Source organism: Myroides phaeus, from assembly GCF_900099675.1.
Classification (GTDB): domain Bacteria; phylum Bacteroidota; class Bacteroidia; order Flavobacteriales; family Flavobacteriaceae; genus Flavobacterium; species Flavobacterium phaeum.
Genome location: NZ_FNDQ01000012.1, coordinates 81,496 through 94,485, shown reverse-complemented (window position 1 = coordinate 94,485; position 12,990 = coordinate 81,496). Strand labels below are relative to the sequence as shown.

Genomic DNA, 12,990 nt, shown 5'->3' with positions numbered 1-12,990 from the left:
TTTAGAATGATGTATAGAGGTGTAAGAGATAAGTCATTTTTCCTGTTTAGATTGACGAAACTTTTTGCTTAGTCCCCAACTTTTGCACCTGATCCCAGCTTTCTCGTTTGATTCTTTATAAGCATCTGTAAAAAAAAAAGGACATAATCTGTAGATTATGTCCTTTTACCTTGTAGCGAAGACGGGAGTTGAACCCGTGACCTCAGGGTTATGAATCCTGCGCTCTAACCAACTGAGCTACCTCGCCATTAATTTGGTCTTGACTGTTACTTCTGTAATGCGGGTGCAAAGATATAATAAAATTAATACAATGCAAATACTGATGTAAGAAAAAAATATTTTTTTATTTAAAAAAAATGTCTATATTCGAAAAAATTAAAAATTAAAGCTATGGCTATGAAAGAAAAATACGAACTTGAATTTCCGATAAATTCTTCTCCGCAGTTATTGTTTCAGTATATTTCTGATCCATCTGGATTAAGCGAGTGGTTTGCTGATAACGTAAACTCAAGAGGAGAATACTACACTTTTATTTGGGGAGATTCTGAAGAAAAAGCTCGTGTTGTTACTCGTAAGACAGATGAGAGAGTGAAATATAGATGGCTGGATGAAGATGATAAAGATACAGAATATTACTTTGAGTTAAGAATTAATAGAGATGAGCTAACAAAAGACGTTACAATAATTGTTACTGATTTTGCAGAGCCAGATGAAATAAATGAATCAAAACAACTGTGGGAAAATCAGATAATGGATTTAAAACAAGTGTTAGGATCTGCATAATTCCATAAAATATAACTTATATTTGCCGTTAATAGTAATCAGAATAATTGAAATATGATTAATGTTAACGGCAAAATTGTTTCTAATAGTGAGATATCATTAGAAAATAATAGAGGGTTTTTATATGGAGATGCTGTTTTTGAAACAGTTAGAGTATTAGATAATAAAGTATTATTTGTTGAAGACCATTATTTTAGATTAATGTCTTCAATGAGAATTTTGAGAATGGCAATTCCAATGGAGTTTACAATGGAATATTTTCAAGAGGAAATTATTAAAACAGCACAAGCTTTAGAAAGTGATTCAAACGCTATTAGAGTTCGTTTTAATGTTTATCGTAATGCTAATGGTAGATATTTACCAACAGATAGAAAAATTGGTTATATCGCAACTGCAGAGTGTTTAGATCAATCAGTTTATAGCTTTGATGAAACAGCATACGAAGTTGAGTTGTACAAAGATTTTTATGTAACAGCACATTTACTATCTACGCTTAAAACAAATAATCGTTTGATAAATGTTACAGGTAGTATTTTTGCTGATGAGAATGGATATCAAAACTGTTTTTTATTGAATGACAGTAAAAATATTGTAGAAGCTTTGAATGCTAATATTTTTGTTGTTAAAGATAAAGTGGTAAAAACACCTCCTTTAAGTGATGGATGTGTAAAAGGAATCATGCGTAAGCAAGTAATAGAATTACTTGAAAAACACCCTGATTATACTTTAGAAGAGGTTTCGATATCTCCTTTTGAATTACAAAAAGCAGATGAGATTTTCTTGACAAATGTTATTATAGGTATTCAAGCTGTAACTAAATACCGTAAGAAAGAATTTAAAAATGATCTTTCTAAAGATTTATTAAATAGATTAAATGCAAAAATCCGACTTCTTTAATTGAAGTTCGGATTTTCTGGTGCATTTAGCCAAATAGTATAATCTTGACCTAACGATTTGATGGCTTTTTTCCATACTTGTTTAGAAGGAATAGTTAAAAGTAAATCATATTCAAACTTGTCAATTGTTATCCAATAGTTGTCTTCTATTTCATTTTCTAATTGGTCAATATCCCATCCTGTATAACCTAAATAAAACCGTATATCATCTTTAGAGAGTACTCCCGTGTTTACTAGGTTTAAAATGGTATCGAAATCGCCTCCCCAATATAACTCATCGTTTATATGTAAAGAATTAGGTATAATATCTGGTCTTTTATGTATGCAGAATATTTTATCCTGTTCTACAGGCCCTCCTTCGTAAATAGTATATTGAGCATTCGTTGTAGGAATTAAATCGCTTAAAGTTATTTCAATAGGTTTGTTAAGTACAAATCCGACAGAGCCTAATTCTTCGTGGTCTGCCAATAAGATTAGTGATCTTGAGAAAGATAAATCGATCAAGTTTCCTGAAGGTAAAGAAATAAGGATATCACCTTTAGAAATGTTTTTTTTGTTAGCCATTTAGAAAAAAAGTATTGTTTATAGCCTAATATACAAAAAAAGACCTCACTTAATAAAAAATGAAGTCTTTTAAATCTTTAAAAAAAGTAGTTTTTATTGATTCTTACTTTTTCTTATTTACAGCACTTTCTAATTCAGAACCAGCTTTAAATTTTACAACTTTTTTAGCAGCAATTTTAATAGTTTTACCTGTTTGAGGATTTCTACCTTCTCTTGCCGCTCTATCAGTTACAGACCAAGAACCGAAACCTACTAATGAAATTTTATCTCCTTTAGCTAAAGTTGTTTCGATGTTTGATAAAAATGATTCTAATGCTTTTTTAGCTGCTACTTTACTGATTTCTGCATCTTTAGCAATTGCGTCAATTAATTCTGTTTTGTTCATAATAATTTTTTTAATGGTTAACTTTATTAACGTCCTCTTACAAATTTAGGGCTATTCTCTTATAAAACAAGCGTTTTGCCCAAAAAAACAGAAAAAGTTAAAGTTTTAATTAGGTTTTTTTTAAGCTATGAGTATTTTGACTTTAAAACCTTGATTTTTATACCATTAAAGTACTTTTGCTTCCTCTGTGAAAGAGATTCCATTTAGCAATTCGTTTGCTTTCATCGGTTTCTTTCCTGGAAATTGTAATCTAAGAATATTAATGAAACCATCTTCAATAGCTATTCTTATTTCTTTTTTTGTATGAGTAATTGTACCTAATGGTAAATTGTGTACTTCTTTCTCAAAAGAAGTTTCATATAGTTTGACGTTCCACTCTTGTCCATTGTCTGTTATTGTACACCATGCAGTAGGGTAAGGACTAAGTCCTCGAATCAAATTGTGAATAGCAGCACCTGGTTTAGAGAAGTCAACTTTAGTATTATCTTTATTTAGTTTATAAGCTGTTTTTGTTTCCTCTTTAGGTTGAGTAGTTGTCACAACTTTTTCGTTTTTTATTAAAGAAAGTGTTTCTATTACTGTTTCTGCTCCTAAAACCATTAACCTATCATGAAGTTCACCCGCACTTTCGTTTTCGTTGATTGGAGTCTCTTTTTTCAAGATAATAGCCCCAGTATCTATTTTTTCGTCAATAAAGAAAGTTGAAACACCTGTTTTTGTTTCTCCATTGATAATCGCCCAATTGATAGGTGCGGCACCTCTGTAATCAGGTAACAAAGAAGCGTGTAAGTTAAAGGTTCCTAATTCGGGCATTTTCCAAACTACTTCTGGTAACATTCTAAAAGCAACAACCACATTCAAATTAGCATTGTAGCTTTTAAGCTCTTCTAAAAAAGCTTCATCTTTTAGGTTTGTAGGCTGAAGAATAGGTAAGCTTTTTTCAAGAGCATATTCTTTAACAGCTGAGTATTTTAATTTTTGACCTCTACCTGCTGGCCTATCAGGTGCAGTAATTACTGCTACTATATTGTAATTATTTTGATACATAGCATCAAGGATTCCAACTGCAAAGTCAGGTGTTCCCATAAAAATGATACGTAAGTCTTTCATATTATTTGATATTGATTTTTATCGTTTGGTTTTATTTTATTTTCTTCAAGTAAAACTTGAATAGTATATAAGATTTCATCTTTTGTAAATTGATTTAACAAGTCAATGTCTTTTATGCTTAAGGGTTTTTCTTGTAAGAGCTTGTAAATTTCTGCTGTTACAGCTGCTTTATCTTTTGTAGTAAGGCTTAATCTCTTTGTCATACAAGTAGAGCAAGTACCACAATCTTTATCAGATTCTTCATCAAAATATTTTAAAAGAATTCTGTTTTTGCAAATATCTTCATTTTGAATATAAAACAATAGAGCGTTGTATTGTTTTATTTTTTGTTCATTGTAATTTTTTAAATGCGTAAAAGTTCTATATAGTGCTCGATCTTCTTCCCATGCTTCGTTGAAAATAACTGTAATATCATTCTCTTCAGGAGTAAATCTACATAGTTCTTGTTGTTGACATTCTTGAAGACATTTAATTATGTCTTCTTGGGTTTCTTCTGTATGTTGAGAAATAAGATCAATATTTATATCTGTTTCGTATTCGTAAATACCGGGGTAAGTTCTAAGAATAAACAATAAAATATTTTCATACATTTCACTATCATAAGAGAAGTCTAAAATATCACTACTTGAAGCTGTGAATATTAGTTTAGTTTTATTTCCTGTATTCTGACTTAAACGTATAACTCCTTGTCTGTCTAAAAATTGTAAAGCATTGTACGCTTTGCGGTAAGGGAATTTATTGTGAAAGCAAAACTGATTAAAATTGAAACTATTTACACTATTATATCCTTCGCCATAGGCTATTCCTAAAAAGTTGTTTAACTTTCTATAGAGTAATTTTAAAAATTCTTTGTCGAATAAGCTATCTTTAAATTGCGCTGTATTTTGTTGTAATTCTTGTTCTGAAAACAAGAGTGTTGCAAAAGCTTTGTTACCATCTCTACCAGCACGTCCTGCCTCTTGGTAATAGTTTTCAATATTTTCTGGAATTTGAATATGAATGACATTTTTCACATTCTTTTTGTCTATTCCCATTCCAAAAGCATTTGTTGCAACCATGATAGGACATTTTTCTTCTATCCAGTCTTGCATTCTTTTTTTCTTCTCATTTATAGTCAGTCCACCATGAAAATAGGTAGCACTAAAGTTGAGTTGATTTAAGCGTTGTGCAAAGAAAAAAGCCTCTTTTCTTGTTCTAACATATATAATGCTCGGAGCAGGGTTTTTGCGTAGAATTCGATCAACAATATTAATCTGATTTTCTACTTTATATGTACCATAGATTAAGTTTTCTCTATAAAAACTTTTCGTAAAAACTTTAGGTTCTTTTAAATGTAGATTGGTACAAATATCCTCAACTACTTTTTGGTTGGCAGAAGCTGTTAATGCTATGATAGGCGTGTTTGGAAATAAGTTTCGTAGTTTTCCTAATTCTAAATAAGAGGGTCTAAAATCATGTCCCCATTGAGAAATACAATGTGCCTCATCAATTGCAATTAAGCTGATGTTAAGTTTTTCTATTCTTTCTAATATCCAGGTTTGTTGTAAACGCTCTGGAGAAACATAAAGGAACTTGTAATTACCATAGAGACAATTATCAAAGATAGCATCAATCTCATGCATTGGAGTGCCACCGATAATAGCAGTAGCTTTTATGTTGAGTTTGTTTAGATTATTAACTTGATCTTCAATCAAAGCAATTAAAGGAGAAACAACTAAGCAAGTTCCCTGCATTACAAGTGCAGGAATTTGGAAGCAGATACTTTTTCCACCACCAGTTGGTAACAAAGCAAAAGTGTCATTTGCTTTCAGAACAGAATCAATAATCTGTTGTTGTGGTTCACGAAAGCTATCGTATTGCCAATACTTTTGAAGTATTTCAAGAGGTGTAACCATAATATGTTAACTACAAGAAGTTTTGTAACGAATATAAGTATTTTATGGTAAAGAAAAGGGTTATAGTTAGAAAACTATAACCCTTTTAGTGTTATTGTGATATTTTATTAAACTTTACTTAATATAAAGTCAATTCTATTTTCAACTGTGTCGCGTGGAACTTCAATTAAATCATATCCATATTTAGAATATGTATTAATTAAGTGTTCGTGAATTTCACTTGCTTCTTGGAAACTTTCATAACGTTGTTCATCGCTAATATAAATGTTTTCCCAAGGAGGCAACAAGAAAATTTGATGATACATATGCTCTTTGCAGGCTGCATCAAAACTTTCAGGATAATTATCTCCTTTGTAGTGCATATAAGCTAATACATCAGGTATTCCTCTATCTATAAAAACAATATTACTTTTTTCGCTAATTGCTTCTTTATGTTGCTTAATTCTCCCTTCTAAAAGTAATTGACTAAACAGTAAAGGCTCTGTTAAAAATAGTTGATCAATTCCTTTTTGTTGAGCTTGTTTAGTTACTTCACGAGATATTTCTGGATAGCAAATATATCCCTTCTTAGTAAGTTCGTTAATCAACGTCGTTTTACCAGATCCTGGGCCTCCTATGATTAAGATTAATTTTGTGTTCATTTTGCTGTAAATATCAAAGGCGCAAAATTACAATAAAATGTTTGGTTTGAAAGAGTTTTAACGACATCTTTTGAAAATACTACATCTAAAAATGATTATATTTGCCTAATAAAAAGATTATGGACGAAAAAACACAAGAATTTTACGCAAGACTTAAAGAGCAATTAGAGAGCGATAAAAATTGGCCAAGACCTTATTTATACAAATTTATTGTGCCAGGTGATGCAAGTAAAATTGCCCAAGTAGAAGAAGCTTTTGACGGATGTAAAGCTGATATTCAAATCAAAAATTCAAGTACAGGTAAGTTCTCAAGCGTATCTGTAAAATTAAATGTCAATAATGCTCAAGAAATTATTGATAAATATATTGCAGTATCTTCAATAGAAGGTATTGTTTCTTTATAACTTCGTTTTAATTTTAATTAGAACATTTATTTTATTGCGAATTCCTTTTTTAGTATATTTAGCTGAATTGATTTCGCATCATTTATAATTATAGTATCCTATGAATTTTAATTCTCGAGAAGCAGTAAATAATTTAGATTATAATACTTCTAAAAAAGCTCTTGTCATTCCAGAGTATGGGCGTCATATGCAAAGTTTGATTGACCATGTTTGTAAAATTGAAGATAGAGAAGAACGAAACAAAGCTGCACGTTATGTAATTAGCGTAATGGGGAGTATGAATCCTCACTTGAGAGATGTGCCTGATTTTCAACACAAATTATGGGATCAATTATTTATGATGTCAAAATTTGAATTAGATGTTGATAGTCCTTTTCCAATTGCTACCCAAGAAACTATTTTTAGTAAACCTGAAAAATTAGCGTATCCTCAAAATCATCCTAAGTATAGATTTTATGGTAATAATATTACCTATATGATTAATAAAGCTATTGCGTGGGAAGATGGAGAAATGAAAGATGCTTTAATTATGGTTATTGCTAATCATATGAAAAAAAGTTACTTGAGCTGGAATAAGGAAACAGTTAAAGACGAGGTTATTTTTGAACATTTATGCGAATTGTCAAATGGAAAAATAAACTTGTTTAAGAAAGAGGAAGAGCTATCTACTACAGCAAATCTAATTCAAGTAAATAAAAAACAATCAAATAAGGCTAATTTTACAAGTAATCAAAAGAACGCGGGTACAAATAGCAATAACAATAATAACAAGAAGTTTAAAACAAATAATAACTATCACTCTAAAGGTAAAAAATAATGAGTACTTTCAAAATAGAAGGAGGATTCCAATTAAAAGGTGAGGTGCACGCGCAAGGAGCTAAAAATGAGGCTTTGCAAATTTTATGTGCTGTTTTACTTACGCCTGAAAAGGTAGTTATTTCTAATATTCCTGACATTATTGACATTAATAAGTTAATAGAGTTATTGGGAAATTTAGGGGTTAAAATTGAGGAATTAGGACCTAATAAAAAGTCTTTTCAAGCAGATGATCTAAACTTAGATTATTTAGTTTCTGACGATTTTAAAAGTGGAGGAAAAGCTCTTAGAGGTTCTATTATGATGGTAGGACCATTATTAGCTCGTTTTGGAAAAGGTTATATACCAAAGCCAGGAGGAGATAAAATTGGAAGAAGAAGATTAGATACGCACTTTGATGGATTTATTCAATTAGGTGCAAAGTTTAGATATAATAAAGAAGAGTATTTTTACGGAGTTGAAGCTGAAAAGTTGGTAGGAGCTGATATGTTACTTGATGAGGCATCTGTGACAGGTACTGCAAATATCTTAATGGCGTCAGTTTTAGCTGAAGGAAAAACTACTATTTACAATGCTGCTTGTGAGCCATATATTCAACAATTATGTAAGATGTTGATTTCAATGGGAGCTAAGATTGAAGGAGTAGGTTCTAACTTGTTGAAAATTGAAGGAGTTAAGGAACTTTTCGGTTGTGAACACGCAATGCTTCCAGATATGATTGAGATTGGTTCTTGGATTGGATTGGCTGCAATGACTAAAAGTGAAATTACAATTAAAAATGTAGGGTGGGAACATTTAGGTGTTATTCCAAACACATTTAGAAGATTAGGTATTACACTGGAAAAAAGAGGTGATGATATTTATATCCCTGCTCATACAGAAGGATATGAAATTCAAAGCTTTATTGATGGTTCGATCTTAACAATTGCTGATGCTCCTTGGCCTGGATTAACACCTGATTTATTAAGTGTTATTTTAGTAGTGGCAACACAAGCAAGAGGAGAGGTGTTAATTCATCAAAAGATGTTTGAGAGCCGCTTGTTCTTTGTCGATAAGTTGATTGACATGGGAGCAAAGATTATCTTATGTGACCCACATAGAGCAGTGGTGATTGGACACGACTTCAAATCTCAGTTAAAAGCAACTAATATGTCATCTCCTGATATTCGTGCTGGTATTTCTTTGTTAATTGCTGCACTTTCTGCTAAAGGAGTAAGTGTGATACAGAATATTGAACAAATTGATAGAGGGTACGAAAGAATTGATGAGAGATTGAGGGCTTTAGGTGCACATATTGAGAGAATAGAGGACTAAATATAGTTGGTCTATTTGTTTAAACAAATAAGCCAAATAAGTAATAAAAAAGGCTACGTGTAAAATTCACGTAGCCTTTTTTATTCTTTATTTTTGAAGTAAATCAAGTATTTTAATCCCAAAAACGACTCCGTATTTATTTGGAGCGTCAGCTGATACAGCGCGGAAATAGTCTATTCTAAATGGTCTAAACTTACCAAAACCAACGTTGTTTAATCCGATACTAAATTCACCATATACATCTTTGTCTGGCACGTGTAACATATGATACCCGGCAACTAATGAATATCTCGTTTTATTTAATATAGGTATCTTATTAATGATAAACCCTCTAAAGTCGTGTTCTAAATGTAATTCAATATATGATTTGTTAGTACTGTATTCATAATAAGGTAATAGGTTAAAGTGTTTGTTGTACACAGCGGAAGATCCTATGAAAGTATTATTACCATTAAAATGCTTATAGTCTGTAAAAGCAATATTATTTTGTTCTAAATATTTACCAGCACTTAAACCAATATATAGATTACCAATGTTTCCAATATTGTCATTATATTTAGTTGATAATGAAACATAAGTGTAATTATAGTCACTTGTTGTTGAGTTTAATGCTTTTTCTAAATTTAAAAATAGGATAGGGTATTTAGATGTTGGTATATATTGTTTTCGATTGGGGTAACTTATTATTTTTTGGTCAAATACTAAGTTGAAACCTATGTTTAATTTAAATATTTTGTTGTCTTCAAAAGGATGATTTTCTGTATCATTTGGATCTAATGGATTATTTGATGAAAAGGTTAAGTGTGGTACAAAAGGTGGTGTGTTAATGTGATTACTTAGCGCTTTTCTTGAGGAGTATTCTAAGCTTGTTGTAAGTTTTAAACCATTAAAAGCATATTGTTCATATTGTAATTTAAGAAAACTCTTTTGAAAGTATTTTGCATAGTTTTTACCAAACCAGGCACTTGCAAATGAGTTGATTGGCGTTTTTATTGGGTCATCTTGGTTGAATTGTAAGATTGAGCTTCCTCCTGAAAGCGTAACTTTATTATAGTTTTTTTGATTGAAAATATGAGATGCATATCCTGAAACTCGATATTTGTTTTCTGATACTCCATAATTAACAATTGTTCCCATTTGTATTTGTTGGAAGTCATCATAATCTTTTACGTAGTCAAGCCCAGTGGTAACATTAAATCCTTGCACGGCATTAAAAGCAAACGTTGAAAGCAATCCTCTATAAGTATAAGAAGTAGCTTTATACGAGTTAATATATTGGTATCCTTTGATGAATTTGAATAAAGTGAAATTATTAGATCTTTTATCTATTGAATCTAAAGTAGCTTTAGTTCCCTCTTGTGCAAAAATAGTTTGTGAGTTAAAGGTCTCAATCTCTTTTTGTTTCAAAGTATAAGGTCTTAGGTTATCCCAATAATCATCTGTTTTGTTTAGAAAGTTGTTTGAATATTGGATAAGCTCATTAGAGAAGTCGCTTTTTTGTAAAGAGTTGTCATATTGGTAATCGCTATAAATAGCATCAAATTGACCAGTAAAATTGAAAACAAGAAACTTTCCTTTTAGATATATATTCTGTGAACTCTTTATGTACTTATTGAAACTATTATCGTGTTTGTAATTTTGTACTAATACCAATTGCTGTATATGTTTTAGCCCAATATTTTCTCCATCTATTGCAGCATATAAGTGTGTTACTTGCCACTGGTCACTTGTGATGGTCATTGTACCTTTCATAATAGGTTCCCTATCTCTTTTGGGAGTAAATTCTATTTCATATAGCATATTACCATTGCTATCTTTGTCAATGCTTTTAACTGTAAAATAGTAATACGTTTTAGCATAAGGCATTAGAGGAGAAACTAAATTAAACTGTTTTGAAGCAATTTTATTAGTCAGACTAATATCGCTATCTGAAGCAGTTAAAAAGTATAAGTCTTTAGAAATACCTACTTCCTTAAGACCAATTACTTTTTCTGTTGTGTGATTTTCATTTAATGTAGTAACTTTTGAGGAGATTTCACCAAGGTAAACAAAATTTCCAGAGGGATCAATATCTAATGAAGGGTCTAAATCTTTTCTTTTCTGGCCTAAAAATGAGTTTCTGGAAGTTGCTAATTGTAAGTTTCCTTTAGAATAGTAGTCAAAAGAATACTTAGTAAGGGTATTTTGTTCCAGATTTTTAGCAACTAACCCCATTATAAATAAGGCATATTCATCTTGAGGATTTTCATAAAAGAAATCTACTTGATCTAACGGTTTTAAGATAATATCCCATTGACCATTTGGAGTATTATTATCAGTGTATTCTATTTTTTTTGTGATATAATCTTGTTCTTGTATAAAAATGATGTCTTTTTGCTTTACATCAATTTTAAAAATACCATCTATATTAGTACTTGTTTGCCTATCAGTGTTTTTGACAAATACCTTGGCATTAGGCAATGCTTTTCCGTTAGGAGAGGTTACTCGTCCTAATATAGTAGCTGTTTGACAATAAGCATTACAAGTAACAAGTAGTAAAACTATAGTTGTAATTACTGAATTAAATAGATGTTTTGACATTAAATTTGAAAGGATGCTATGGCTAAATCATAACTTTTTAATCCAAAACCAACTATTGTTCCCTGACAAACACTTGATATATATGAATGTTTTCTAAACTCTTCACGCTTGAATGTATTCGAAATATGAACTTCAATAACAGGAGTTTCAATCGCAGCAATAGCGTCAGCAATAGCAATAGACGTATGAGTGTAAGCACCTGCATTTAGAATTATCGCATCATAAGAAAAGCCTACTTCGTGTAATTTATTAATAAGTTCTCCTTCAATATTAGATTGATAGTATTCTAATTGTACTTCTGGGTAATTGCTTTGTAATTGTAAGAAATATTCTTCAAATGATTGATTACCATAAATCGTAGGTTCACGTGTTCCTAATAAGTTTAGGTTAGGACCATTAATTATTAATACTTTCATATTTATTCTATTAAGTACAAACAAATATATTATATTATCTAATACTATAGTACAAAAGTTGTCATTAATGCATAAGGCAGGATCTAGTTGAAGGGATGTATAATAAATAGGTGCTGTATTAAGGATGTTGTATGTGTTAATTTATAAGGTATTAATAATAGATAAGTGATTATTTGTGTTAATAGTTTTTTTATTTTGTGTTTATTTCGTGTCTTATGTAATTATATTCAATAGTTAGTGGTGTGTTTTACTTTAATTAACAATATTTTAAGTAAAAAAACAAAATGTGTATTTTATTGATTAATAATCTATTATGGTGTTTTAGTAGGGTGATTGTCATTGTATCTGTTATTTATTTATTAAAAATTCTGTCGCTTTTAAACCTAGTTTGTAAATTTGACTTAGTTAAAAATTAAAAATAGCTAAATATGAAAAAATTAGTACTTTCAGTTATGGCAGTTGCAGCTTTTGGTTTTGCAGCTAACGCACAAGAAAAAGAAAAACCAACTTACGGATTCCAAGAGTCTAATGTATTTGTAGAAGGAAGTTTCAGTATTTCTGATTCTAATGTAAAAATGACTGGAACTGATACAAAAGTTAAAACTACTACTTTCGAAGTTAACCCTAAAGTAGGTTATATGTTAAACGATAAATTTGCTGTTGGAGCTTCTGTAGGTTTCGGTAAATTAGGTCTTGACAACGAATTATTTGATGGTGCTTTTGATGGTGTTGATGCAGATTATATTAAATCAACTTACGCTGGTGTTTTTGCTCGTTACTACTTCTTAGAAGTTGGTCAACGTTTCAAAACTTTTGCTGAAGTAGGTGTTGGATTTAGCGAAGGTAAAATGGATGTAAGCGGAGTTTCTAACAAAGCAACTGGTATCCGTGCTGGTTTAGACTTAGGTTTCAACTACTTCTTAACTCAAAACTTAGCAGTTTCTTTCAACGTTGCTAACGTATTCTCTTACGCTAATTACAATGTAAAAGAGGATGGTAAAAAAACAAATACTGTTTCTAACACTAACGCTAATGTTAACATTTTCAATAACTTCTTTGATAATGCTAAATTTGGTTTAACTTACAAATTCTAATTAATAGAATAAGTAAAACTTATATTATTAAGAGCCTCTCATTTCGAGAGGCTCTTTTTTTGTTTGTATATTTGAAAGGTATAAAATCAATT

At 30.6% G+C, this 12,990-nt stretch carries 13 protein-coding genes and 1 tRNA gene; 6 read left to right on the top strand and 8 right to left on the bottom strand.

The window, feature by feature from the left end; all coding sequences use genetic code 11:
- Window positions 1–173: 173 nt before the first annotated feature.
- A tRNA-Met gene (locus tag BLT46_RS07925) sits at window positions 174–247 on the bottom strand.
- A gap of 149 nt (window positions 248–396) precedes the next feature.
- Between BLT46_RS07925 and BLT46_RS07920 the strand changes: the two genes are divergently transcribed.
- The gene (locus tag BLT46_RS07920; protein ID WP_090408846.1) at window positions 397–783 is read left to right on the top strand and encodes an START-like domain-containing protein; all 387 of its coding nucleotides are present in this window, start codon (window positions 397–399) and stop codon (window positions 781–783) included.
- Between the two features lie 54 nt (window positions 784–837).
- Window positions 838–1,680: an aminotransferase class IV gene (locus tag BLT46_RS07915; protein WP_090408829.1), complete on the top strand. Its 843-nt coding sequence runs from the start codon at window positions 838–840 to the stop codon at window positions 1,678–1,680.
- On the opposite strand, the gene BLT46_RS07910 is transcribed toward BLT46_RS07915, so the two are convergent.
- From BLT46_RS07910 to BLT46_RS07890, 5 genes are all read right to left on the bottom strand, one after another.
- Window positions 1,677–2,243 carry a YqgE/AlgH family protein gene (locus BLT46_RS07910; protein WP_090408821.1) on the bottom strand — a complete coding sequence of 189 codons (567 nt, stop codon included), beginning with the start codon at window positions 2,241–2,243 and terminating at the stop codon, window positions 1,677–1,679. The genes BLT46_RS07915 and BLT46_RS07910 overlap by 4 nt on opposite strands.
- Window positions 2,244–2,346: 103 nt before the next feature.
- Window positions 2,347–2,628 carry an HU family DNA-binding protein gene (locus BLT46_RS07905; RefSeq protein WP_090408819.1) on the bottom strand — a complete coding sequence of 94 codons (282 nt, stop codon included), beginning with the start codon at window positions 2,626–2,628 and terminating at the stop codon, window positions 2,347–2,349.
- 165 nt (window positions 2,629–2,793) lie between these two features.
- Window positions 2,794–3,738 (bottom strand): methionyl-tRNA formyltransferase, encoded by a 945-nt coding sequence (gene fmt, locus BLT46_RS07900; RefSeq protein WP_090408816.1) that lies wholly within the window; start codon window positions 3,736–3,738, stop codon window positions 2,794–2,796.
- Window positions 3,735–5,633: a RecQ family ATP-dependent DNA helicase gene (locus tag BLT46_RS07895; protein ID WP_090408813.1), complete on the bottom strand. Its 1,899-nt coding sequence runs from the start codon at window positions 5,631–5,633 to the stop codon at window positions 3,735–3,737. Before BLT46_RS07895 ends, fmt begins: the two co-directional genes overlap by 4 nt.
- Before the next feature lie 107 nt (window positions 5,634–5,740).
- Window positions 5,741–6,274 carry an AAA family ATPase gene (locus BLT46_RS07890; protein ID WP_090408803.1) on the bottom strand — a complete coding sequence of 178 codons (534 nt, stop codon included), beginning with the start codon at window positions 6,272–6,274 and terminating at the stop codon, window positions 5,741–5,743.
- Window positions 6,275–6,393: 119 nt separating this feature from the next.
- On the opposite strand from BLT46_RS07890, the gene BLT46_RS07885 reads away from it, so the two are divergent.
- The 3 genes from BLT46_RS07885 to murA all read left to right on the top strand — a co-directional run bounded on the left by BLT46_RS07885 (window position 6,394) and on the right by murA (window position 8,808).
- Window positions 6,394–6,678: a DUF493 family protein gene (locus BLT46_RS07885; protein WP_090408801.1), complete on the top strand. Its 285-nt coding sequence runs from the start codon at window positions 6,394–6,396 to the stop codon at window positions 6,676–6,678.
- Between the two features lie 100 nt (window positions 6,679–6,778).
- Window positions 6,779–7,495, top strand: coding sequence for a DUF4290 domain-containing protein (locus BLT46_RS07880; RefSeq protein WP_090408798.1), 717 nt, complete (start codon window positions 6,779–6,781; stop codon window positions 7,493–7,495).
- Window positions 7,495–8,808 carry a UDP-N-acetylglucosamine 1-carboxyvinyltransferase gene (gene murA, locus BLT46_RS07875; protein WP_090408794.1) on the top strand — a complete coding sequence of 438 codons (1,314 nt, stop codon included), beginning with the start codon at window positions 7,495–7,497 and terminating at the stop codon, window positions 8,806–8,808. Before BLT46_RS07880 ends, murA begins: the two co-directional genes overlap by 1 nt.
- An 87-nt stretch (window positions 8,809–8,895) precedes the next feature.
- On the opposite strand, the gene BLT46_RS07870 is transcribed toward murA, so the two are convergent.
- Window positions 8,896–11,388 (bottom strand): DUF5686 family protein, encoded by a 2,493-nt coding sequence (locus BLT46_RS07870; RefSeq protein ID WP_090408791.1) that lies wholly within the window; start codon window positions 11,386–11,388, stop codon window positions 8,896–8,898.
- Window positions 11,388–11,804, bottom strand: a complete 417-nt coding sequence (aroQ, locus tag BLT46_RS07865; RefSeq protein ID WP_090408788.1) for a type II 3-dehydroquinate dehydratase — start codon at window positions 11,802–11,804, stop codon at window positions 11,388–11,390. The genes BLT46_RS07870 and aroQ overlap by 1 nt, the downstream gene beginning before the upstream one ends.
- A 428-nt stretch (window positions 11,805–12,232) precedes the next feature.
- Here aroQ and BLT46_RS07860 point away from each other — a divergent pair, with 428 nt between their 5' ends.
- Window positions 12,233–12,898: an outer membrane beta-barrel protein gene (locus BLT46_RS07860; protein WP_090408785.1), complete on the top strand. Its 666-nt coding sequence runs from the start codon at window positions 12,233–12,235 to the stop codon at window positions 12,896–12,898.
- Window positions 12,899–12,990 lie beyond the last annotated feature (92 nt).